This window comes from Propionivibrio limicola (assembly GCF_009469695.1).
GTDB classification, from domain to species: domain Bacteria; phylum Pseudomonadota; class Gammaproteobacteria; order Burkholderiales; family Rhodocyclaceae; genus Propionivibrio; species Propionivibrio limicola.
In genome coordinates, this window is sequence record NZ_SSSR01000010.1 from 39,879 (window position 1) to 60,660 (window position 20,782).

Annotated in this window: 25 protein-coding genes and 1 pseudogene; 12 read left to right on the forward strand and 14 right to left on the reverse strand. The window is 58.6% G+C overall.

Annotated elements, in window-relative coordinates:
* Positions 1–12 precede the first annotated feature (12 nt).
* Both GH659_RS08715 and GH659_RS08720 read right to left on the reverse strand, forming a co-directional pair.
* Entirely contained in the window at positions 13–804 is a 792-nt protein-coding gene (locus tag GH659_RS08715) for an SDR family NAD(P)-dependent oxidoreductase (RefSeq protein WP_153111016.1), read from the reverse strand.
* A 124-nt stretch (positions 805–928) separates the two neighbouring features.
* Positions 929–1,822: a LysR family transcriptional regulator gene (locus GH659_RS08720; RefSeq protein ID WP_153111017.1), complete on the reverse strand. Its 894-nt coding sequence runs from the start codon at positions 1,820–1,822 to the stop codon at positions 929–931.
* A gap of 361 nt (positions 1,823–2,183) precedes the next feature.
* Between GH659_RS08720 and GH659_RS15095 the strand changes: the two genes are divergently transcribed.
* Genes GH659_RS15095 through GH659_RS08735 form a run of 4 tightly spaced genes read left to right on the forward strand, consistent with a single transcriptional unit; the run spans position 2,184 to position 4,514 of the window.
* Positions 2,184–2,729 (forward strand): alcohol dehydrogenase catalytic domain-containing protein, encoded by a 546-nt coding sequence (locus GH659_RS15095; RefSeq protein ID WP_281349726.1) that lies wholly within the window; start codon positions 2,184–2,186, stop codon positions 2,727–2,729.
* Positions 2,611–3,180: a zinc-binding dehydrogenase gene (locus GH659_RS15100; protein ID WP_281349724.1), complete on the forward strand. Its 570-nt coding sequence runs from the start codon at positions 2,611–2,613 to the stop codon at positions 3,178–3,180. The genes GH659_RS15095 and GH659_RS15100 overlap by 119 nt, the downstream gene beginning before the upstream one ends.
* Before the next feature lie 35 nt (positions 3,181–3,215).
* On the forward strand, positions 3,216–3,704 hold the full coding sequence (locus tag GH659_RS08730) for a (R)-mandelonitrile lyase (protein ID WP_153111018.1): 489 nt from the start codon (positions 3,216–3,218) through the stop codon (positions 3,702–3,704).
* A 24-nt stretch (positions 3,705–3,728) separates the two neighbouring features.
* Positions 3,729–4,514, forward strand: coding sequence for a carboxymuconolactone decarboxylase family protein (locus GH659_RS08735; RefSeq protein ID WP_153111019.1), 786 nt, complete (start codon positions 3,729–3,731; stop codon positions 4,512–4,514).
* Positions 4,515–4,580: 66 nt separating this feature from the next.
* Here GH659_RS08735 and GH659_RS08740 read toward each other — a convergent pair whose 3' ends face one another.
* The 5 genes from GH659_RS08740 to GH659_RS08760 form a co-directional block, all read right to left on the reverse strand.
* Complete coding sequence (locus GH659_RS08740; RefSeq protein ID WP_153111020.1) at positions 4,581–5,822, reverse strand: Bcr/CflA family multidrug efflux MFS transporter; 1,242 nt, start codon at positions 5,820–5,822, stop codon at positions 4,581–4,583.
* Positions 5,823–5,888: 66 nt separating this feature from the next.
* Positions 5,889–6,950: an NAD(P)-dependent alcohol dehydrogenase gene (locus GH659_RS08745; protein WP_153111021.1), complete on the reverse strand. Its 1,062-nt coding sequence runs from the start codon at positions 6,948–6,950 to the stop codon at positions 5,889–5,891.
* 23 nt (positions 6,951–6,973) lie between these two features.
* On the reverse strand, positions 6,974–7,954 hold the full coding sequence (locus GH659_RS08750) for an aldo/keto reductase (protein WP_153111022.1): 981 nt from the start codon (positions 7,952–7,954) through the stop codon (positions 6,974–6,976).
* A 15-nt stretch (positions 7,955–7,969) separates the two neighbouring features.
* Positions 7,970–9,394, reverse strand: a complete 1,425-nt coding sequence (locus GH659_RS08755; RefSeq protein WP_211364171.1) for an MFS transporter — start codon at positions 9,392–9,394, stop codon at positions 7,970–7,972.
* Positions 9,391–9,801, reverse strand: coding sequence for a (R)-mandelonitrile lyase (locus GH659_RS08760; RefSeq protein WP_153111023.1), 411 nt, complete (start codon positions 9,799–9,801; stop codon positions 9,391–9,393). The genes GH659_RS08755 and GH659_RS08760 overlap by 4 nt, the downstream gene beginning before the upstream one ends.
* A 367-nt stretch (positions 9,802–10,168) precedes the next feature.
* Here GH659_RS08760 and GH659_RS08765 point away from each other — a divergent pair, with 367 nt between their 5' ends.
* A complete protein-coding gene (locus GH659_RS08765) occupies positions 10,169–10,459 on the forward strand; it encodes an aldo/keto reductase (protein WP_153111024.1) in 291 nt (96 codons plus the stop codon).
* Between the two features lie 114 nt (positions 10,460–10,573).
* The gene (locus GH659_RS08770; RefSeq protein ID WP_153111025.1) at positions 10,574–11,350 is read left to right on the forward strand and encodes a DUF3750 domain-containing protein; all 777 of its coding nucleotides are present in this window, start codon (positions 10,574–10,576) and stop codon (positions 11,348–11,350) included.
* On the opposite strand, the gene GH659_RS08775 is transcribed toward GH659_RS08770, so the two are convergent.
* From GH659_RS08775 to GH659_RS08785, 3 genes are read right to left on the reverse strand one after another with little or no spacing between them, the layout of a single operon-like run.
* Positions 11,301–12,089, reverse strand: coding sequence for a DUF4405 domain-containing protein (locus GH659_RS08775; protein ID WP_153111026.1), 789 nt, complete (start codon positions 12,087–12,089; stop codon positions 11,301–11,303). The two genes, GH659_RS08770 and GH659_RS08775, sit on opposite strands and share 50 nt — an antisense overlap.
* 38 nt (positions 12,090–12,127) lie before the next feature.
* Positions 12,128–12,574 (reverse strand): cyclophilin-like fold protein, encoded by a 447-nt coding sequence (locus tag GH659_RS08780; protein ID WP_153111027.1) that lies wholly within the window; start codon positions 12,572–12,574, stop codon positions 12,128–12,130.
* A 13-nt stretch (positions 12,575–12,587) separates the two neighbouring features.
* Positions 12,588–13,250 (reverse strand): flavodoxin, encoded by a 663-nt coding sequence (locus GH659_RS08785; protein WP_153111028.1) that lies wholly within the window; start codon positions 13,248–13,250, stop codon positions 12,588–12,590.
* A 162-nt stretch (positions 13,251–13,412) separates the two neighbouring features.
* Between GH659_RS08785 and GH659_RS08790 the strand changes: the two genes are divergently transcribed.
* The gene (locus GH659_RS08790; RefSeq protein WP_153111029.1) at positions 13,413–14,342 is read left to right on the forward strand and encodes a LysR family transcriptional regulator; all 930 of its coding nucleotides are present in this window, start codon (positions 13,413–13,415) and stop codon (positions 14,340–14,342) included.
* A 19-nt stretch (positions 14,343–14,361) separates the two neighbouring features.
* Here the strand turns inward: GH659_RS08790 and GH659_RS08795 are convergent, their stop codons facing one another.
* Together GH659_RS08795 and GH659_RS08800 are read right to left on the reverse strand one after the other, a co-directional pair.
* A complete protein-coding gene (locus GH659_RS08795) occupies positions 14,362–15,069 on the reverse strand; it encodes a Crp/Fnr family transcriptional regulator (protein WP_246167786.1) in 708 nt (235 codons plus the stop codon).
* Positions 15,070–15,277: 208 nt separating this feature from the next.
* Positions 15,278–15,997 (reverse strand): Crp/Fnr family transcriptional regulator, encoded by a 720-nt coding sequence (locus GH659_RS08800; RefSeq protein WP_153111030.1) that lies wholly within the window; start codon positions 15,995–15,997, stop codon positions 15,278–15,280.
* A 345-nt stretch (positions 15,998–16,342) separates the two neighbouring features.
* Here GH659_RS08800 and GH659_RS08805 point away from each other — a divergent pair, with 345 nt between their 5' ends.
* The 5 genes and pseudogenes from GH659_RS08805 to tnpA all read left to right on the forward strand — a co-directional run bounded on the left by GH659_RS08805 (position 16,343) and on the right by tnpA (position 20,141).
* Positions 16,343–17,509, forward strand: coding sequence for a class I SAM-dependent methyltransferase (locus tag GH659_RS08805; protein ID WP_153111031.1), 1,167 nt, complete (start codon positions 16,343–16,345; stop codon positions 17,507–17,509).
* A gap of 283 nt (positions 17,510–17,792) precedes the next feature.
* Positions 17,793–18,008 (forward strand): glycine zipper 2TM domain-containing protein, encoded by a 216-nt coding sequence (locus tag GH659_RS08810; RefSeq protein WP_153111032.1) that lies wholly within the window; start codon positions 17,793–17,795, stop codon positions 18,006–18,008.
* 132 nt (positions 18,009–18,140) lie between these two features.
* Positions 18,141–18,344 (forward strand): hypothetical protein, encoded by a 204-nt coding sequence (locus GH659_RS08815; RefSeq protein ID WP_153111033.1) that lies wholly within the window; start codon positions 18,141–18,143, stop codon positions 18,342–18,344.
* Between the two features lie 142 nt (positions 18,345–18,486).
* Positions 18,487–19,593, forward strand: coding sequence for a zinc-binding metallopeptidase family protein (locus GH659_RS08820; RefSeq protein WP_153111034.1), 1,107 nt, complete (start codon positions 18,487–18,489; stop codon positions 19,591–19,593).
* 109 nt (positions 19,594–19,702) lie between these two features.
* Positions 19,703–20,141 (forward strand): annotated as a pseudogene (tnpA, locus tag GH659_RS08825) (IS200/IS605 family transposase).
* Positions 20,142–20,256: 115 nt separating this feature from the next.
* Here the strand turns inward: tnpA and GH659_RS08830 are convergent.
* Both GH659_RS08830 and GH659_RS08835 read right to left on the reverse strand, forming a co-directional pair.
* Entirely contained in the window at positions 20,257–20,421 is a 165-nt protein-coding gene (locus GH659_RS08830; protein WP_153111035.1) for a DUF1328 domain-containing protein, read from the reverse strand.
* Between the two features lie 105 nt (positions 20,422–20,526).
* Entirely contained in the window at positions 20,527–20,685 is a 159-nt protein-coding gene (locus GH659_RS08835; protein WP_153111036.1) for a DUF3309 family protein, read from the reverse strand.
* Positions 20,686–20,782: the final 97 nt, after the last annotated feature.

The following is a 20,782-nucleotide window of genomic DNA, read 5'->3' on the forward strand; positions in this document are numbered from 1 at the left end:
GCAGGATTGGGTTCAGCGCATAACGAACCCGCCGTCCACCGAGATCGACTGACCCGTCACGTAGCTCGCCGCTTCGCTACAAAGGAACAGAACAGCATCAGCAATCTCCTCTACGCGTCCATGTCTGCCCATAGGGATCATCTTTAGCATGGCGTCGAGGGCTTCGCCTTGGCCGGAGGCGACCATCTGGTCGGCCATCGGCGTCCAGAACAGCCCTGGGCAGATGGCGTTAATCCGGATGCCGCGTGCCGCATATTCGAGTGCCGCACTTTTGGTCAGCCCCAGCACGCCGTGCTTTGCCGCGTGATAGGTTCCACGCTCGGCGCCGCCTACAAGTCCGCCAAGCGACGAGCAATTGACGATGGCGCCACTTCCTTGCTTGCGCATCTGCTGAAGCTCGAATTTCATGCAACTCCACACACCGCGGAGATTGATAGACATTACCCGGTCGTAATCATCGCGGGGAGAGTCAGCCGTTTCAGCAAGGACATTTTGAACCCCGGCATTGTTGTAGGCGGCATCGAGTCGTCCGAAGGTGGCGACAGTTTGTGCGACCATGGCCTCTACCTGGGCATCATCGGCAACGTCGCAACGGATAGCCAGTGCCTTGTGACCTTGCGCCGTCAATTCCTCCGCGGCAGAAATCACGGATTCTTCATTCCAGTCCGCCAGCACAACCGAAGCGCCTGACGCCGCGAAAGCCTGTGCTGCTGCCAAGCCCAGGCCAGAGCCTGCTCCGGTGACCAGCGCAACTTTATCCTTGAACGACAATTTACTCGCCGTATTTGCCCCGTTGGTATTCATAACCGTATCCGCCTCAAGAGTTTTTCGTTGAGCCGGGATTAAAGTACGACAACGGTGGTCGATAAAGACCCGTAGGCTGCATACAGTTGTGAGCAGCACTAACTAATTGCAGTGAACGAGCGACCTAGGTTTTGTAGCGCAGAGCCTCGATCAGCAACGTCATTGCCAGCGATGATTGCCTGCGGCTCGGGTAATACAAATGCAGGCCTGGGAACGTCGGGCACCAGTCTTCAAGCACTCGACAGAGCCGTCCTTCCGCAACGTGGGCTTGCGCGAGATCCTCAGGCACAAAAGCGAGACCGCCACCTCCGATCGCCGCATTGAGCATCTGATACGTCCCGTTGAGAACAAGCTGTCCGGGCACGCGAGCCTTGATTTCACGTTTCCCTTTTTTCAGCTCCCAAGCGTACAAACCGCCATGCGTCGGCAGGCGCAGATTGATGCAGTTGTGATCAGACAGGTCTTGCGGTTTTTTGGGGGAGGGATGCTTGGCCAGATAGGACGGAGCTCCAACAATGACGAATCTCATGTCGGGACCGACGCGTACGGCGATCATCCCCTCGGCAACCTCATCGCCCTGACGTATTCCCACGTCGTAACGATCAGCGATGATATCCGACAGGCCGTAGTCAACGACCACTTCAACCTTGACCTCTGGATAGGCGGCCAGGAATTCCGGAAGTTTCGGCAGGAGAACCGTATTGGCGGCGTAATCGGTACAAGTGATGCGAATGGTGCCTACCGGCTTTTCCCGAAATTCGGCAATCGCCGCCAGTTCGGTCTCAATTTCATCGAACCGGGGGGATACGGTCTGTAGCAAGCGTTCCCCCGCTTCGGTAGGGGAAACGCTGCGCGTCGTACGAGCCAGTAACCTGACTCCCAGACGCGCTTCGAATGAGCGGATGGTTTGGCTCAGTGCGGACGGGGACACCCCTAGCTGCGCTGCGGCGCGGGTAAAACTGCGCTCTCGTGCGACGGCCAGAAAAACGTGCAGATCGTTGAAGTTTTCACGCGACATTTATAAGCGGGCCTTACAAGTGTTTTCTGATTTTTCAGTCTGGTTGCTGCTTGGGGCATTGGATAAAGTATTTGATGCGATTAGTAAAGCCTTCCAAGTAATTCAACTGGTATTTGTAATCGGTAACGCCGCAAGGAGAGACTAAATGTGCGACAAGTGTTGCGACCACCACCACGAATATGCTCCCGATACAATCGATCGGCGGCGCGTATTGAAGGCCGGCGCCGGCCTGATGGCTGCGCCCCTCCTGTTCGGAACCTCGTCGGTGGCGCAGGCGGCCTCAGAGAGTTCCACCCTTGGCTCGACGCCATTCTCGGTTCAGGCCTACGGGGCAAACCGCGCCAACAGTCCCATCGCTCCGATGCAGACCACACGCCGAGCGCTTGGCCCACAGGACGTGTTGCTCGATGTGCTCTATTGCGGCATCTGCCATTCGGACATTCACACCGTCCATGACGACTGGGGGCCGGGAAACTATCCGATTGTCCCTGGTCATGAGTTTGTGGGGCGTGTGTTGGCCGTAGGCCGCGCCGTCACCAAGTTCCGGGTCGGCGACATCGGCGGCGTCGGGTGCATGGTCGATTCCTGCGGCACCTGCGACAACTGCCTGTCGGATCGCGAGCAGAACTGCCTTAACGGCACCACCTTCACGTACAACTCGGCGGATCGCGTCTCGGGTGGCTATACTTGGGGGATACTCCGACAAGGTCGTTGTTACAGAACGCTTCGTGATTCGTATTCCTCCAGGCGCCGATCTCGCCGCCACGGCCCCTTTGCTCTGCGCTGGCGTGACAACCTTCTCGCCGATGCAGCACTGGCAGCTCAAACCGGGCCAGCGCGTCGGCATTATCGGGCTCGGTGGCCTTGGCCATATGGCAGTGAAGCTTGCGGTCGCTCACCGGGCTGAAGTCACAGTATTTACGACCACTCCTGGCAAGGTCACGGACGCCAAACGGCTCGGTGCCAAGGAGGCCGTTCTATGGAGCGATGCAGAGGCGATGAAACGACTGGCGAATCATTTCGACTTGATGATTACCACCGTCCCCAAAGCCTACCCGATGCAACCTTTCATGAACCTGCTCAAGCTCGATGCAACGCTCGTCAATGTTGGTGCATTAGGCAACCTGGAAGGCTTGAATGGGATGTTGCAAGGGTTTGGCCGCAAGAGCCTCGCCGGTTCGATGATTGGCGGCATTGCAGAAACGCAGGAAGTGGTCGACTACTGCGCGGCGCGCAACATCAAAGCCGATATCGAGCTCATTCGCCCGGACCAGATCAACCTTGCTTACGAACGCGTCATGAACAAGGACGTGCGCTATCGCTTCGTAATCGATTTTGCTTCCACAAAGACAGCCTGACCACAGCACCCACCGATTCTTCTCAAGGAGATCCCATGAAACTGACGACAACGCTGATATCGCTTTCCCTGCTCGCATCAATGGCAAGCGCGGGTAACGCCTTCGCTGCTGTCACGAACATACCGTCTCAAAAAATATTTGAGGCCGGATCACAGCCTTCGATTAAAGGATCCGGCGATTTCTTCACCGGCAACGTTCGTATTGACCCGCTTTTTCCGTCCAACGACTCGGCGCACTTTTCCGGTGGGCAAGTGACGTTCGAACCGGGAGCTCGATCGGCTTGGCACATTCACCCCACCGGTCAGCACCTGATCGTAACCTCCGGTATTGGCTGGACTCAGGAATGGGGTGGCCCCGTCGTCGAAATCCATGCGGGCGATGTGGTCTGGTGCCCACCGAAGATCAAGCATTGGCACGGCGCTACGCCGACCACGGCCATGACGCACATTGCTCTCACCGGAGTTCAGGATGGCAAAAACGTGGAATGGATGGAAAAGGTCAGCGACGAGCAATACCGCAAATAGCCATTTGATCGACAGGAGACAACAATGAAGCCCACGATTACAACGCTCACGGCGGCGCTTCTGATGGCGTCGTCAGGGGTTAACGCCGCCCCCTCCAAACACACGCAAGGCGCATCCATGCTAACGGATAACGATATCCGGCTAGTTTCACCCGCCTTGGAACGTTACGCACAAAACACGCTGCGCGGTGATTTGTGGAAGCGAGCTGATCTATCGCCACGGGACCGCAGCATCGTGACCGTCGCGGCCCTGATCGCACGCAATCAAGCCGTTGAAATGCCGAACCACTTCAATCTCGCTCTTGATAACGGGGTTAAGCCGGGTGAGTTGTCGGAAATCATTACGCACCTTGCTTTCTATACCGGCTGGGCCAACGCCATGTCAGCGATCACCGTCGCCAAGGAGACATTCGGTCAGCGCGGCATCGGCATCGACCAACTGCCGGCAGCGTCGGAAGCGCTTCTTCCTATCGACGAGAAAGCCGAGACGCAACGCGCGACAGCTGTTGAGCAGAATTTTGGTGCGGTTGCGCCGGGTGTAGTGAAATACACCACCGACGTGTTGTTCCATGATCTCTGGCTACGTCCTGCCTTGGCGCCTCGCGATCGTAGTCTCGTCACGGTCAGCGCGCTCATTGCCGCAGGTCAGGTTGCGCAGATCAGTTACCACCTCAATCGGGCAATGGACAACGGACTAACCCAAGCACAAGCCTCCGAGGTACTGACGCACTTGGCCTTTTATGCCGGATGGCCAAACGTCTTTTCCGCATTGCCGGTTGCCAAAGATGTCTTTGAGAAACGGCCGCGCTAAGTGGGAAGGCGGTGTACGCGGCCACGCCGGATGGAACTCGTCGCCGCGCTTTCATGGATAGATAGCTCACGCCGTCTCGACAGCCAGCGTGAGCGCAGGCGCAAGCCGCGTCTGCAACAGTGCCGTGATGAGGCAGCCGATCCCCGCCGCGCCGACGATCCAGCCCATCGGCCACGGGGTGCCGTCGGCGAACCAGCCAAGCATCGCGGCGCTCAGAACGCCGCTGCCGTAGTGCATCGCGCCAACGAGCGAGGAGGCAGCACCGGCCTGTCTGGGGAACGAGGCCAGCGCGCTGGCCACCGAGTTGGCGACGATGAAGCCGCTCACCGACATGAAGCAGAAGATCGGGAGCGCCAACCCCGGAATTCCGCCGAAACCAGACCTCGCGTTGATCGCCAGCACAACACCGGAAATGGCCGCGATCCAGGAACCGAAACGGAAAATCCGTTCGCTGCCGAAACGCACGACGAGGCGGCTGTTGACGTAGTTGAGCACCATCAGCCCGACGACGTTGGCGCCGAACAGGAAACCGTAGATTTCCGGCGACAGGTGGTAGTAGTCGACGTAGGCGAACGGCGTTCCGGCGATGAAGGCGTAGCAGCCGCCGTAGTAGAAACCGCCGGCGATGGCGTAGATGAGCAGCCGCGGGTCACGCGCCAGCGCCAGATAGCTCACCAGCGTCTCCCGCAGCGGCACGGTGGAACGGCGCGACGGCGGCAGCGTTTCCGGCAACAGCCAGACGCCGACCAGCGCCGCGACGCCGCACAGCGTCAGCACGAGGAAGATGGCGCGCCACGACCAGAAGGCGAGAATCTGCCCGCCGAGCAGCGGGCCGACCAGCGGCGCGACGGCCATCATCAGGATCAGCAGCGACAGCATCTGCGCCGAGCGTTCGCGGGCATAAAGGTCGCGGGCCATGGCACGCGCCAGTACCGGCCCGGCGCAGGCGCCGACAGCCTGCACGACGCGCCATCCCAGCATCTGGCCGATGGTTTCCGAGCCGGCGCAACCGAACGAGCCGAGAATGAACAGGACCAGCCCGGCGGCAATCGGCAGGCGACGCCCGATGCGGTCGCTGATCGGCCCCCAGAACAGCTGCCCGAGACTGAAGCCGATCAGGAAACTGGAAATCGTCAGTTCGACGCGGCCGATGTCGGTATGCAGGTCGCTCACCAGCGTCGGCAGCGCCGGCAGGTACATGTCCGTCGAAATGGAGGAAAACGACATCAGCGCACTCAGGATGATCAGGATGCGTAGCTCATGGCGGCTTGAGGCGGAAGGTGTTGCGGAGGAGGGGAGGCGGTTCATTTTTTTCTTGTGCTGGGATGAGGCGGGCCGCCCGGTTTTCGGCGGACGGCTCGATGGTCAAGGCAATTACTCCGCCTTCAGCGAGGCCATGTCGAGCGAGAAGCGGTACTTCACGTCGCCCTTGAGCAGGCGCTCGTAGGCTTCGTTGATCTTCTGGATCGGGATGATCTCGACATCGGAAGTGATGTTGTGCTCGCCGCAGAAATCGAGCATCTCCTGCGTTTCGGCGAGGCCGCCGATAATCGAGCCCGAGAGGCTCTTGCGCCCGAACAGCAGGGCGAACGAGGATATCTCGAACGGTTTTTCCGGCGCGCCGACCAGCGCGAGGTGGCCGTCGGCCTTGAGCTGGTGCAGGTAGGCGTTGATGTCGTGCGGCGCCGAAACGGCATCGAGGATGAAGTCGAAGGTGCCGGCGTGCTTGGCCATTTCGTCGGCGTTGCGCGACAGGACGACTTCATGCGCGCCGAGACGCAGCGCGTCGTCCTTCTTGCCCGGCGAGGTGGTGAACACGACGACGTGCGCACCAAAGGCACGGGCGAATTTCACGCCCATGTGCCCGAGTCCGCCGAGGCCGACAATGCCCACCTTCTGGCCGGGGCCGACCTTCCAGTGGCGTAACGGCGAATAGGTGGTGATGCCGGCGCAGAGTAGCGGTGCCACACCGGCGAGGTTCAGGTTGGCCGGGATACGCAGGGCGAAGTGCTCGTCGACGACGATGCTTTCCGAATACCCGCCGTAGGTCACCGGCGCGGTTCCGTGCTTGTCCAGCGAACCGTAGGTCATGACCTGGGTCGGCGAGAACTGTTCGTGCCCTTCCTTGCAATGCGGGCAGGAGAGGTCGGCATCGACGAGACAGCCGACGCCGGCGAGATCGCCGACTTTCAGCTTCGTGACAGCCGAACCAACCTTGGTGACGCGGCCAACGATTTCATGTCCCGGCACGCACGGATACACCGTGGGCATGACGCTGTGCCATTCGTCGCGGGCATAGTGCAGGTCCGAGTGGCAGACGCCGCAGAAAAGAATCTCGATCTGCACGTCGCGACCGGTCGGTTCGCGGCGCGGAATCGTATCGGAGGCCAGCGGCGAGGTGGCGCTGGCGGCGGAATAGGCTTTGGATTTGTACATGAGAGGCTTCAGATGGATTGGTATCAACGGCCGGTCAGTGCTTCAAGGTGTGCCGGATAGCGATCGCCGTGCAGTTCGATCCGTGCGAGCGCTACTTCGATGAGCTGCAGGTCCGCCGCCGTCAGTTCAACGGACGCCGCGCCGATGTTTTCCGTCAGGCGGTGCGCCTTCGTGGTTCCCGGGATCGGGACGATCCATGGCTTCTTGGCGAGCAACCAGGCAAGTGCGATTTGTGCCGACGTCACTTTCTTGAGCGCCGCAATTTCGCCGATGACCGAAACAAGCCCCTGATTGGCCGCTCGCGCTTCCGGCGTGAAGCGGGGCAGGCAGTTACGGAAATCGTTGTCTCCAAACGCGGTGTCGCTGCTCATCGTTCCGGTCAGAAAACCCTTGCCCAGCGGGCTATAGGGCACCAGCCCGATACCGAGTTCTTCCAGCGTCGGCAGCAGCGCCTCTTCAGGACGCCTCCACCACAGTGAATACTCGCTTTGCACGGCGGTGACCGGCTGTACGGCGTGCGCGCGCCGTACCGTAGCTGCAGCGGGTTCCGAAAGCCCGAAATGCTTTACTTTCCCGGCCTGAATCAGGTCCTTGACCGCCCCGGCGACATCTTCGATCGGTACGTCCGGATCGACGCGATGCTGGTAGTAGAGGTCGATCACCTCCGTTTTGAGCCGCTTGAGCGATCCTTCGACCGACTTTTTGATGCTTTCCGGGCGGCTGTTGAGGTTCGGGAAGTTGCCCATGTCGAAGCCAAATTTGGTGGCGATCACCACCTTGTCCCGTACCGGCGCCAAGGCTTCACCGACGATTTCCTCATTGGTGAACGGGCCGTACACCTCGGCTGTATCAAAGAAGGTAACGCCTTGGTCGACCGCTGAACGGATCAGCTTGATCGCTTCTTCTTTAGCCAATCCCGGGCCCATCGCGAAATTCAGCCCCATGCAGCCAAATCCGATGGCTGAGACTTCCAGTCCGTTTTTTCCTAATGTGCGTTTGTTCATGCAGTGTCTCCTTAATCAGCGAATAGCCTGTGACGAGTTAGGTTTGCGGACAATCAGGGCCAGCGTGGCAACGAGAGCGAGCGCCAGCATGACCGCCCCCGCGGTCAGCGACATCCCGATGCGGTGTGCCAGCAATTGCTGGATACCGAGCGTTCCGGCGTCAGCCGAGGCGAAGACCACGACGAGGATGGCCAGGCCGAGCGAGCCGCCGAGTTGATGGGCGACGTTGACCAGCCCGGATGCAGCGCCCGCATCTTCCCTGGCCACGCGGGCGATTCCTGAAATGGTGAGCGGACTGAGTGTCCCGCCCTGGCCGATGCCGATCAGTACCATCGGCAAGGCGACGCCGATGATGTACGTTGTTTCGACGGAAACCCGGCTCAGCCAGGCCATGCCGATCATCGAGACAGCCAAGCCGCCGGCCAGAACCCAATCATTGCCGAAGCGCCGCGTCAGTTTCGGAACAGCCATGGCCGCAACGAAGTTTGGCAGCGTCGTCGGCAGGAAAGCCAATCCGGCTTGGAACGGGCTGAAGCCGAGCACGCTCTGCATGAACTGGGTCGTGAAAAACCAGAACCCCAGCATACCCCCAAGGAACAAGACGCGGGCCACATAGGCACCGACGCGTTCGCGGTCGGCGAACAGGCGCAGCGGCATGATCGGCTGCTTCACCCGCCATTCGTTGAAGACGAGAAAAACGATCAGCAAGACTCCGGCCACAAGCGCCGTAAGGGATATGGCGTCACTCCAGCCAGCTTCTGCCGCGCGGACCAGACCATAGACCAACGCGCCCATGCCCAGCGTCGAGCTCACGGCACCGGCCAGATCGAATTGACCGGCATGGCGTTCCGTTTCGTTGAGGTAGCGGCGCGCGCCAAGAAACAAAGCCACACCGATCGGCAAGTTGATGAAGAAGCCGACTCGCCAGGAAAGCCAGTCGGCCAGGATGCCGCCGAGGACCAGCCCGACGCTCGCACCGATGCCTGCGGTGGCGCCGTAATAGCCGACGGCACGAGTACGTGCGGGGCCTTCCGGAAAGTTCGTCGTCAGCAGCGCCAGTGTTGACGGAGCAAGGATCGCCGCGCCTACCCCTTGCACCGCTCTCGCTGCTATCAACCAGACCGGCGATTGAGCGAGGCCGATGGCGAGAGAAGCCAGGGTAAAGAGCGCCAGCCCGCTGTTGAACATGCGTCGCCGGCCAAGAATGTCGCCCGCGCGGGCGCCCAACAGCAGCAAGCCGCCGAATGCCAGGGTGTAAGCGTTCTGCACCCAGGTCAGTCCCGTCGGCGAGAAATCAAGGCTCTCCTTCATCTTGGGAAGCCCAGTGATCACGATCGAGATGTCGAGCACGATCATCAGGTAGCTGACGAGAACGATTGCCAGCACCCTCTGCGGGCGCGACTGCGCTGCCATCGCGGTTGCCGATGCCTGTCCGCTCATTTCACGCCCGATCCGGACACGTATTGCTCGTCGCTGACCTTTTCCAGCCAGTCGGCCGCGCTGCCGTCGAGCTGTTCCTGGATCGCGAGATGCGTCATGGCCGTGGTCGGGGTCGCGCCGTGCCAGTGTTTTTCGCCCAGCGCAATCCTGACGACATCGCCCGGGCGGATGGTCTGAACCGCTTCGCCCCAGAGCTGCACTTGCCCACAGCCGGCGGTGACGATCAGCGTCTGACCCAGCGGGTGCGTGTGCCAGGCGGTGCGGGCGCCCGGCTCGAAGGTGACGTAGGCGCCGGACGTCCTGTCCGGTCCGTTCGGCGTAAACAAGAAATCGACCCGCACCGTGCCGGTGAAATACTCAGCCGGACCTTTTGCCGAGGGTTGCGAACCGCATTGTTTGATTTCCATCTGTAACTCCTTTGAACACAAGCCAGCCATCGTGACCGTTGGAGGGAAGTTACAGCGAAAACCGCACGCGATTAAGATGGGTAATCTGCATGGAGTTATGAGCAAATTTCATTAATACGATCGTTTTCAGTCAGTTTCTCCAAGGGTGGGTAAGCCTCGGTCCTGAACGGTCATGGCTTATTAACCCCGAGGCTGCAGCGCAATTCCCGGTCCGGTTGCAATGCCAGTTTGACGACCAGATCGGCGACGCTCTTGCGCGATACCACTTCGCCGCCGTTCTTGAATGCTTCGCCTTTTTGCGTCGTTTCGTAATCGAGATCGGACTGCTCGATGACGCGGGCCGCTTTCCGATACGGATCAAGGATGCTTGAGTATTTCTCGCCGGGGACTTCATCGTAAATGGGCGAAGCGCAAGGAAGCCACGCCGGCGCAGATCGCGCTGGGCTGGTTGCTGGCTCAACGCCCGTGGATCGTGCCGATCCCCGGAACGACCAGCATTCAGCACCTCGACGAGGATATCGGCGCACTGACGGTGGAATTCACGCCGGACGAACTGCGCGAGTTCAACGCATCGCTCGCGAAAATCGAGATTCACGGCGAGCGGCTGCGCAAGGAACTGCTCGTGATGTCGGGACGCGAGGCGCCGCCGAAGAAGTAGCCAAGCGTAGCCAGCCGCATGACTTGACGTGCCGCATTGATCGAATGCGGCACGTCGCATGTTCTGGTAAGACAATACGCGAACTCAGATCAAGATCGAGATGTCGGATACCCCATGAAGAGAGTTCAGCGCATCACATCCGCTTTTTCCGCAATCCTTTGCCTGTCTTTCGGCCTCAGTCTGGCCGACGTCGCTCTGTCAGGCGACAGGCCGGAAAACCGCAGTTGGCAGACGGCGCCGCGCCACTCGGCGGGGATCGCTCCGGATCCAGTCCGGCAGGCGGATGTCGCCATCGTGCAGGTTTACTCCGCCGCAACGTATGGCTGGCGCGGTCTGGTGGCGCACCACCCTTGGATCATCTTCAAGCGAACCGGGGAAACCGCTTTCACCCGCTATGACGTGATCGGCTGGCGCGGCAGCGCCGTGGTTCAGCGCAACTACGCGCTGCCCGACGGGCTCTGGTACGGGGCGACGCCCGAGCTACTGGTCGATCACCGCGGCGACGGGGTCGATGCCATGATCGACGAGATCGAAGCGGCCATCAAAGGCTACCCCTACGCGGATACCTATCGCAGTTATCCGGGACCGAACAGCAACACGTTTCTCGCCCACATCGGACGGGAAGTGCCTGCGCTCAAGCTCGACCTGCCCGCCAACGCGGTCGGCAAGGATTACCGCCTGCTCGGCAATCCAGTGGGGTTGTCACCTTCAGGAAGCGGTGTGCAGTTCTCCCTTCTCGGCTTGCTGGGCGCCAGCGTCGGCCTTCAGGAAGGCGTCGAACTCAACGTGCTGGGGCTGAATTTCGGGTTCGATTTCAACAGCGTGGGGGTCCGCTTGCCGTTCATTGGCCGGATCGGCCTGGACGACACGACGGTTTCGCATCGCCCGTAGTCATTGAAAGTGCTTCCGTCAATTTCCGCCGTGCGGGGGTAGGGCGCTGTTTCATGGTGGCGCTGGCGCTGCTTCGTTCTTTCTGCGACCACTTCAGGACATAGTGCGTCAGGCACACATAGACGCCGATGATGGCCAGGTATTGCGCGAAGTAGAGGACGATAGAGAGAACCGACTCGTCGAAATTCCAGTAGTCGAACGAAAAATAGGCGATCAGCTTGGCGTAGAGATTGCGTTCGAGCGACGCATGGACGCCGTAGGCAGCGATCAGCGCGGCCGCGCAGCGCGAAAGCATCGTACGCCAGCGGCTGCTCGCCGAAATGCCGCCCCTCTTGCGCATTTCGGCCATGATCAACCGCCAGTGCATGCCCAGATGGATCGACATCAAGACCAGAAACCAGTAGGCCGACGTGGTGTGAATCTCCCGTGGCAGGAAATCGCCCTCGACACCCAGCAGCCCGCCGATCAGGCGCGAATTCACCAACCCGCTGACGACAAGTGTCAACGTCGTCGCCAGAACGAGCAGATTGACGGCGATACTGACAATCCGGCGCCCGTTGTACTTGCCATTCAACAAGGTGGCATACCACCGGCCGTTGAGCGCAAGGTTGTGAACGAGGAAAAAACCGAGCACGACGAAGCCGATCAGTTCATGCACCGTGTTGCCGGTCAATTGGTAGGCAAACGCGAGCAGGATCAAGACCGTCATGATCAGATCGATGGCGAGTTTCTTCAGCACGATTCAGCCTTGTCCGTGAGAGTGGGGGAGGGCAGCCCTTATTTGGCAACCTCAATCCGCATGTCGACCGACTCATCCAGCGCATCGAACGCCTTCAGATCGGAGGTGACCTTTCCCATCACGATCAGGTCGGAAAGCGAGGTATTGCCGGTATCGTTGAAGAACACTGCGAACGATCCGCCCGGCGCCCAGTAAGCCACGTCGCCGTTCGCGAAGCGGTTTCGTTTCGGCGCGTCCTCGGAAAGGCGGTTGGCCACCTTCCCGTAGTATTCCCGGTGGCCCCAGCGGGTCATTTTCATGGTGACGGGCAGCGACTTGATGAAGTCTCGCGTGGTTGCGCTGTCGTCCAGCGTGGCCGCGATGACTGTGTTGCCTACTGTCATCGTAATCTGCGTCGCAGCGGCCGCTGATCCCGTCATCGGACCGGCCAGCAGTGCGCAGGCGGCACTGCCCAGCAACACCATCTTTGCCATCTTGCGTTTCATGCCTTGCTACCTCCTAGACCGTCATTCCGAGTTTGCGTAACCACTCGTCCACTTCGCGCCGGGAGGAATCCGATCTGACGGTACTGTTGTTGCCGCCCCGCAGGGCGATGCCATCCAGAATACGTGCCTTCGGACAAAGCGATTTCATGTCCGTCACGCTGCGCCCGAGGTGGCTGCCTTCGTGCGTGCAGAACGGGATCAGCGTCTTGCCGGCAAAATCGTATTTCTCGAAGAAGCTGAAAAAGGCCATCGGGAACGTGCCCCACCAGTTCGGGTAGCCGACGAAAACCGTGTCGTAGGCCCCCATGTTCTGGACTTCGGCGGTCAGTTGAGGGCGGAAATTGGCCTCCAGTTCGCGCTTGGCCTGATCGGTGGTTGCCCGGTATTCCTTGGGATAGGAATGGACAGTGCGGAGTTCGAACATTTCGCCGCCAACACGCTGCTGGATCTGATTGGCCAATTCACGGGTGTTGCCGGTTCGTGAGTAATAGGCGATCAGAATTTTTCGCTTCGTGTTTTCCGCAGCAAAAGCGGAGGAAACGATCGGGCTGGCAACGCCTGCGACAAGGCCGGCAGCGGTGGCCTTGAGTAGCTTTCTTCGGCGCTCGTCTTGCGGCTTCTCCGGATCGGGGATCAATGTGCAATTGCTGGGCGTGTTGTCAGAATCTCGTTTCATTGGCTATGTCTTTCAAATCGCCGGAGTGGGTATTTCCTGGCGCGGTTTCGGTTCTGCCAACTCGGCATTGGCTTGATTTCAGAGGCAAACAGGAATTTACCAGCGGGGCTCGACCACGATTAGATAGTAGAATCCGCATGAACCTATAAGCTGAGTTCATCAATGCCTCACCCAAACTTCAATGATCTTCTGGCTTTTGTCATGGTGGCGCGCGAGGGAAGTTTTACCCGTGCGGCGGCCCAACTGGGCGTGTCCCAATCAGCGCTTAGCTACACCATTCGCGGATTGGAGGCGCGGCTCGGCCTTCGGTTGCTGACTCGAACAACTCGCAGCGTTTCTCCCACCGAAGCCGGAGAACGCCTGCTCAAAACCCTGGCTCCGCGATTTGAGGAGATTGAGGCGGAACTGGCCGCCCTGAGCGAACTCAAGGAGAAGCCTGCCGGCACGATCCGCATCACGACGGCCGAGCACGCGGCTGACAGCATTCTCTGGCCAAAGCTATCCAAACTTCTAGCCGAATACCCGGACATCAAGGTCGAAATCAACCTGAATTACGGCTTGACCGATATCGTGGCGCAGCGGTTCGATGCGGGCGTGCGCTTGGGCGACCAGGTCGAGAAGGACATGATCGCGGTTCGAATCGCGCCGGAGTTGCGCATGGCCGTTGTCGGATCGCCGGCCTATTTCTCGAAGCGGCGAATACCTGAAACGCCGCAGGACCTCGCGACGCACGATTGCATCGGACTGCGCCTGCCGACATACGACAGTCTGCTTCCTTGGGAATTCGAGCGAGACGGCCATGTACTGAAGGTGCGCGCACAAGGTCAGTGGTTGTTCAATACCGGCACGTCGATACGTCGGGCCGCCCTGGCGGGATGTGGGCTGGCCTATCTTCCAATGGATATGGTCGAGCCGCACGTAGCCGAAGGTAGCCTTGTGTCAGTGCTTGGGGAGTGGTGCCCGCAGTTTCCGGGATACCACCTTTACTATCCGAGCCGTCGCCAATCGTCACCCGCGTTCAAGCTGGTTGTTGATGCTTTGCGTTGGGACCCAATACCGGGCATGCCTGATCCAGCCTCGGCGAAATCATGACAAAAGAGGACGAGCGTAATTACTTCATCGTCCCATCGTAGGTAGCCACATCGGTTTTGTAGCATCCGCAGGAGGCGCGCTCCAAACCGTTGCGGTCGAGGATTTTCACCTCGCCACGCCGATAGCTGATCAATTTTCGATTTTGTAGCGAAGAGGCGGCCTTGGTGACTCCGACACGGCGCACGCCAAGCATGCAGGCCAGGTATTCGTGCGTCACATGAAACTCATCCGACTGCGCCCGATCCTGTGTCATCAGCAGCCAGCGGGCTGGTCGAGTCTCCACGACATGGAAACGTGTGCAGACAGCCGTTTGCGCGAGTTGCCCCATCAATACATAGAGATAGCGTTTCAGCAGTTTTTGAAGCGCCGGACTAAGTTCGAGTTCACGGCAAAAAGGCGCCACATCCATGCGCAAGGCGGTGCCCTTTCCCTGCACGATGGCGTGCAGCGGTGATACATCCACTCCGAGTACCAGAGAAATCCCGAGCATTCCTTCGTTACCGACCAACCCCACTTCCAGGCCGGGGCGGCCATCGATCGATGCAACCAAGGAAATGAAGCTTTCCGTGGGAAAGTAAACGTGACGAATACGTTCGCCGGGCTTGTTCAGAACTTCGGCAAACAGCAAGTCGACCGGTTCGCAACCTGCCATGAATCGCAGGTGGTCTTTGTGTGGAAGAGCGGCAAGTAGACGGTTCTTGGCAGGTGCAGGGTGGGTGTGCTCCACGTCGATTCTCCTGACTTTGACGAACAGGGCAAGCGGCACATGGATAAATTGCGATGCAATCCCGATGTCGGATGCGGACTCGGGGCAAACGGTTTCCCCGACAGAATTTTCGTCATTGTGGAGTGAAGACCGGAGAATGTATGGGCGCTAGCGCACATAACACGATCAAGTATCGGCGGAAGGATCCCCCCCCCCGCGAAAATGCGGGTTACGAAGCGATTTTGTCTGGCAGCAGACGCTCTGACTCTTTCTTGACGACCGCGTAGCATTCGCAGACCCGCGCTTCCAGGCCCGGCCGGTCGAGTACGGTGATGCGGCCACGGTGGTACTCGATCAAGCCGGCCTTCTGCACGTTACCAGCCGCCTCCGTGACTCCTTCGCGGCGCACGCCGAGCATATTGGCGATCAGTTCCTGCGTCATGACCAGTTCGTTGGTGGGCAAGCGGTCGAGGCTCAGCAACAGCCAGCGGCAGAACTGTTGATCCAGTGAATGGTGGCGGTTGCATACCGCCGTCTGGGCCATTTGCGTCAGCAGCGACTGGGTGTAGCGCAGCAGCAGATGCTGCATCGGACCGGCGCGATAGAACTCATTTTTCAACATCTGCCCAGGTAACCGGTAAGCCTCCCCGGCGCTTTGTACAACGGCCCGGCTGGGGGTGGTTTCACCGCCCATGAACAGCGATACGCCGACGATTCCTTCGTTGCCGACAATCGCAATCTCGGTCGATGCACCGTCTTCCATGACGTAGAGCAACGATACGATGGCCGTGGTTGGAAAATAGACGTGGCGCATTTGAACGCCGGATTCGTAAAGCACATGGCCGAGCGGCATCGGAACCGCTTCCAGGTATGGCAACAAGCGCGCGTATTCGTCTGCCGGCAGGGCGGCGAGAAGGTGGCTTTGGCGCGGCGAATCAAGCGTTGGCATGTGTTTCTCCCGATTATCAATGCGACTTCAACCGTGCGTTGAATGGGCTATCAATCACAGACCGGATGCGATAAAGGCTGACGATTTCATTATGTTCGACAGCGCACATTTAGCAACCAATGGCTTGACCAGAAGTTTGGCCAAAACCAGACCATCCGGAAGATCGGCGGGGCCACGTGTCAGCCCTTTATGTACGGAAGCGAACAGACGTTGAAGGCGGTCACAATGAACATTCATCTTGTGCACTCAATTCCCGCGGCCATGCCAAAGACGTAAAAACAATGGCGTTATGAAATCGTAGAACTTCGGAATTGAACACATCCTTTTATGGAGGTGACGCAATTGATGAATACCAATACACAACCTGCTCTGGCAAAGTTCTACGAACCGATACTGCAGCGGATTCAGAAGCATCTAGCCGATCAGGTCAAGATTCCCTTTGGGATTCGATTATGGGAAGGTCGCGTTTATCGCTTCGGAGAAGGCGAGCCGACAGTGGATATCGTGGTTAACGATCGTCGAGGCTTGATCGCCCTCAGCCGGTTTGATGAACTGAGCATTTGCGAGGCTTATATGACTGGCAGCCTCGATGTAGTGGGAAACATGCTGCCATTCGTCAGCCTCCGTGGCACATTGAACGACAGCCATCCTCTGCATTATCTCTGGCGCCGCATCGCGCCATGGCTCATCGGCCGGGTGACGACCAACCGGCAGGCGATTGCCGCTCACTATGAATTCGACAATGACTTTTACCTCAAATTTCTCGACCCGAGCCGCTGTTATTCGCAGGCGGTGTTCGAGTGCGATGATGAGCCTCTGGAAACGGCCCAACGTCGCAAGCTGGATTTTGCCATCCAGTCTTGCCGACTTGAGCCGGGAGATCGCGTCCTTGATGTTGGCTGCGGCTGGGGCAGTTTTACCGAGCATGCCGGACGGCGCGGTATTCAAGTCACCTCCCTGACAATTTCCCGTCAGTCGGAAAAATTTGTGAAGGATCTAATTCTCCGACTTCAACTTCCAGCCCAAGTGCTGAATCAGGATTTTCTGACGCACCGCTCGGCGGAACCGTATGACGCGATAGTGATTCTCGGCGTGATGGAACACCTCCCAGATTACCCCGGCGTGCTGCAGCGTTTCCAGCAGTTGCTGAAGCCGGGTGGGCGTGTCTATCTTGACGCCAGCGCTTTCCGGGAAAAACATGTCAAACCAACCTTCGTCTCGCGCTATATTTTTCCCGGTGACCATTCCTTCTTCTGCTTGCACGACTTCCTGACGGCGGTGTCCAGAACGCAACTCGACGTGCTGGAAGTCTACAACGACCGCAACAATTACTTCCTCACGTGTAAGGCCTGGGCCGAGAAGCTAGAGGTTGCACGGGATGAAATCATCCGTTGCTGGGGCGAGGAGCTTTACCGTCGTTTCCGGCTCTATCTCTGGGGATCGGCCTATGCTTTTCTCAATCGCGGCATGGGGGCCTACCGAGTCGTACTGGAGCGGCCCCATGAGGTTTGAACGGAGTTTTCCGGTAAATACCAGTCCGGCTGAGTACCAGCGCAACGAAAAATCACGAGCGCCAGCATGTGTAGGCAACCCAAGCAACGGTAGCTGTTGGGCCGTTTTTCGCCGGGTGAGACAGCAATCACATACAAAATTAGAGCCTGTGTTCGCTAGCAGACAGACGACGGCGGCGATTATCCCTAAATTGCTTTCGACTACCTGAATGACGCGAAGGTACGTTCTGGAAGGTAGTTGGAATGAAACACCAGAAACACACTGAATTTAAAGAGGTAACCCCATGAAAACGATGCAAAGATTTGCAATCAGTTCAGTAGCTGTCGCCGTGTTGCTCGGTTTGGGAGCGTGCTCCGGGATGTCGAGGCAGGATCAGAACACGGCAATCGGTGCCGGAGTCGGCGCCGTTGGCGGTGCCGTTCTTACGGGTGGCAGTGCAGTCGGGACGGTCGGCGGCGCCGCCGTCGGCGGCGTGATCGGTCACGAAGTCAGCAAATGATGATCAACGTGTGATGCGGCTAACCCATACGGCAGGAACAGCACCGCTGTTTATCCTCATGATCGGGAAAGCGAATGTATCGACTACAGACTCATTCGCTTTCCTGTGACGAGCTTACTGGAGTGTCAAAGCATGAAAATAATCACAATCCTCAAAACAATTGCGGTCGCCTTGGTCGTCGGCGTTGTGTTTGCAACGCTCCCCGGCTGTCAGAAGCAGGAAGGGCCGGCCGAGCGGGCCGGTAAGGAAGTCGACCAAGCGGTCGATAAGGCTGGGCAGCAGATTGAAAAAGCCGGAGAAAACATTCAGGACGCCGCAAAAGGCGACAAGAAGTAATGGCTCCGCAAAAAGCGTCTGATTGAGAGCAGAGAGTACAGAGGATTCGATGTACGAATCGAATCCTTTTCCCCTGCTGCGCAGGTCATCTTTTATGAACATCTAGGCTTTGCCGGCCACCGTTTTTCTGACAGCATGCGTCATGCAAACTTTTCATTGCGACCATTGCGGTCAATTGGTGTTCTTCGAGAATGTGCTCTGCGAGAATTGCGCTCAGGCACTGGGTTACCTGGCCGATTTGCATACGATGAGCGCCCTCGCACCGGCCACGGGTGGGCTCTGGCGCCGTCTCGGCGCCGACGGTTCTCTCTACCGGATGTGCCGCAATTACGCAGAGGAGAACGTCTGCAACTGGATGCTGCCGGCGCATGATCCGAATGACCTGTGTGCTTCCTGTCGTCTGACCGAGATCATTCCGTCGCTCGGTTTCCCGCAAAATCGCACCTACTGGTATCGCCTCGAACAGGCCAAGCGACGACTGCTCCATACGCTGTCGACACTGGGGCTTGTGCCGGTGAGCAAGACGGTGGATTCGCGGCAGGGGCTGGCCTTTCGTTTCCTTGCCGATAGCGTCCAGACCGGCAAAGTCATTACCGGGCACGATAGCGGAGTCATTACCCTCAATATTGCCGAGGCGGATGACGTGCAACGCGAATACACGCGAGCACGGCTGGGCGAACCTTATCGCACGCTGCTCGGCCATTTTCGCCATGAAATCGGTCATTACTACTGGGATCGATTGGTCGCCGGGAGCGTCTGGCTTGATGCTTTCCGGCGGTTGTTCGGCGACGAACGGGCCAACTACGACACGAGTCTCCAGCGCCACTACGATCTGGGGCCGCCGGCGAACTGGTCGAAATCTTTCGTCAGTGCCTACGCGAGTTCACATCCGTGGGAAGACTGGGCTGAAACCTGGGCGCAGTATCTGCTCATGGTCGATGCACTGGATACGGTGCAGGCCTGTGGTTTGGAGTTGGTCCCGATGCGGCCGGATGAACCTTCGCTGGCGCGAATAGCACATCCCGGCCAGAGGGCGTCTTTCGATCAGATGCTGGAACGCTGGTTTCCGCTTTGCTACGTGCTGAACAACCTACACGGAAGCCTGGGGATGCCCGATGGCTATCCCTTGTCGCTGTCAGCACCAGTTGTCGACAAACTGCGATTCGTGCATCAGGTGTATCGGGTTCCTGATAGATCAGCCGCCTTGGATGCCACCGCGAAGGTGGCTCTCCAAGAGCAAAGTGATTAACTCAGCATGAGGTAAGCCCCCGGCTCTGCCGGGGGACTCACCAAGGTTTGACCTATACGACGGTAGGCGTGAATTTCTGATCTCTGCCAAGAGAAAAAGGAGATTCACGATGAAAGAGTACCAGAGCCTGAGCCACACGAGATGGGACTGCAAATATCACGTGGTGTTTATACCGAAGCGAAGGAAGAAGCGGGTGTTCGGAGCAGCACTGCGCCGACACCTGGGGGAGATTTTTCACGAATTGGCCTCCCACAAGGAGTCGAAGATTGTGGAAGGCCATCTGATGGGCAACCACGTCCATATGTGCCTGAGCATTCCCCCGAAGTACGCGGTGTCGAACGTGGTCGGGTACATGAAGGGGAAAAGTGCGATCCAGATTGCCCGGAAGTTTGGCGGGCGCCAGAAGAACTTTACGGGAGAGCACTTCTGGGCTCGCGGCTACTTCGTTTCCACGGTAGTGGCTGGACGAAAACATGGTCCGAGCGTACATCCGGAATCAAGAAGAGGAAGACGAGCGTTACGACCAGATGAGGCTCGCCATGGGGTAAGCCGCCAAGGGCGGCTCACGGTTTCATGGGCGCCTTTGAGGCGCTCACCATCTCAAGCCACCGGCTTTGCCGGTGGTATTTGACTGGCGCTGATCCGTTAAATGCTCCCACACTCTTACTTACGACGTACCAGTCCAAAAATCAGCGAGGCGATAAACAGGACGATGAAGATGAAAAACAGAATCTTGGCGATTTCGACAGCTCCGGCCGCGATACCGGTAAAACCGAATACCGCAGCGACCAGCGCGACGACCAAAAACACAATGGCGTAGTGCAGCATTTGCATTCCTTTCCTTGAAGAGGGAGCGGAAAGCCAAGCGCTCAACCCGATCCGCCGGGTGGCAGAATCGGGTTAAAAACGCTGGGCAAAGCATGGTTCAAAGCGCTATATCCTGCCCAGAACTAAAAGAATAATCAGAATCAGCAAGACCAGCCCAAGGCCACCGCTCGGGGCGTAGCCCCAGTTTCGGCTGTGCGGCCAGCTTGGAATCGCACCAATCAGCAGTAGAACCACAACGATCAGCAGAATTGTTCCCAATGACATTTGATGTCTCCTTTGCGTAAGTTGCAGCAGCGCAGCGTTCAGAGAGACTCTCGTCGCATTGCCAATGCCGCGTTTACGACGCACCCCCACCAGCCTC

Coding starts and splice junctions, on each gene's coding strand:
- GH659_RS08755 (WP_211364171.1), bottom strand. CDS start 9,394: ATGAGCGGACAGGCATCGGCAACCGCGATGGCAGCGCAGTCGCGCCCG.
- GH659_RS08770 (WP_153111025.1), top strand. CDS start 10,574: ATGAAGAGAGTTCAGCGCATCACATCCGCTTTTTCCGCAATCCTTTGC.
- GH659_RS08745 (WP_153111021.1), bottom strand. CDS start 6,950: ATGTACAAATCCAAAGCCTATTCCGCCGCCAGCGCCACCTCGCCGCTG.
- GH659_RS08815 (WP_153111033.1), top strand. CDS start 18,141: ATGAAAATAATCACAATCCTCAAAACAATTGCGGTCGCCTTGGTCGTC.
- GH659_RS08780 (WP_153111027.1), bottom strand. CDS start 12,574: ATGAAACGCAAGATGGCAAAGATGGTGTTGCTGGGCAGTGCCGCCTGC.
- GH659_RS08715 (WP_153111016.1), bottom strand. CDS start 804: ATGAATACCAACGGGGCAAATACGGCGAGTAAATTGTCGTTCAAGGAT.
- GH659_RS08805 (WP_153111031.1), top strand. CDS start 16,343: ATGAATACCAATACACAACCTGCTCTGGCAAAGTTCTACGAACCGATA.
- GH659_RS08730 (WP_153111018.1), top strand. CDS start 3,216: ATGAAACTGACGACAACGCTGATATCGCTTTCCCTGCTCGCATCAATG.
- GH659_RS08735 (WP_153111019.1), top strand. CDS start 3,729: ATGAAGCCCACGATTACAACGCTCACGGCGGCGCTTCTGATGGCGTCG.
- GH659_RS08830 (WP_153111035.1), bottom strand. CDS start 20,421: ATGCTGCACTACGCCATTGTGTTTTTGGTCGTCGCGCTGGTCGCTGCG.
- GH659_RS08790 (WP_153111029.1), top strand. CDS start 13,413: ATGCCTCACCCAAACTTCAATGATCTTCTGGCTTTTGTCATGGTGGCG.
- GH659_RS08785 (WP_153111028.1), bottom strand. CDS start 13,250: ATGAAACGAGATTCTGACAACACGCCCAGCAATTGCACATTGATCCCC.
- GH659_RS15095 (WP_281349726.1), top strand. CDS start 2,184: ATGCAGACCACACGCCGAGCGCTTGGCCCACAGGACGTGTTGCTCGAT.
- GH659_RS08750 (WP_153111022.1), bottom strand. CDS start 7,954: ATGAACAAACGCACATTAGGAAAAAACGGACTGGAAGTCTCAGCCATC.
- GH659_RS08740 (WP_153111020.1), bottom strand. CDS start 5,822: ATGAACCGCCTCCCCTCCTCCGCAACACCTTCCGCCTCAAGCCGCCAT.
- GH659_RS08820 (WP_153111034.1), top strand. CDS start 18,487: ATGCAAACTTTTCATTGCGACCATTGCGGTCAATTGGTGTTCTTCGAG.
- GH659_RS08760 (WP_153111023.1), bottom strand. CDS start 9,801: ATGGAAATCAAACAATGCGGTTCGCAACCCTCGGCAAAAGGTCCGGCT.
- GH659_RS08720 (WP_153111017.1), bottom strand. CDS start 1,822: ATGTCGCGTGAAAACTTCAACGATCTGCACGTTTTTCTGGCCGTCGCA.
- GH659_RS08835 (WP_153111036.1), bottom strand. CDS start 20,685: ATGTCATTGGGAACAATTCTGCTGATCGTTGTGGTTCTACTGCTGATT.
- GH659_RS08810 (WP_153111032.1), top strand. CDS start 17,793: ATGAAAACGATGCAAAGATTTGCAATCAGTTCAGTAGCTGTCGCCGTG.
- GH659_RS08800 (WP_153111030.1), bottom strand. CDS start 15,997: ATGCCAACGCTTGATTCGCCGCGCCAAAGCCACCTTCTCGCCGCCCTG.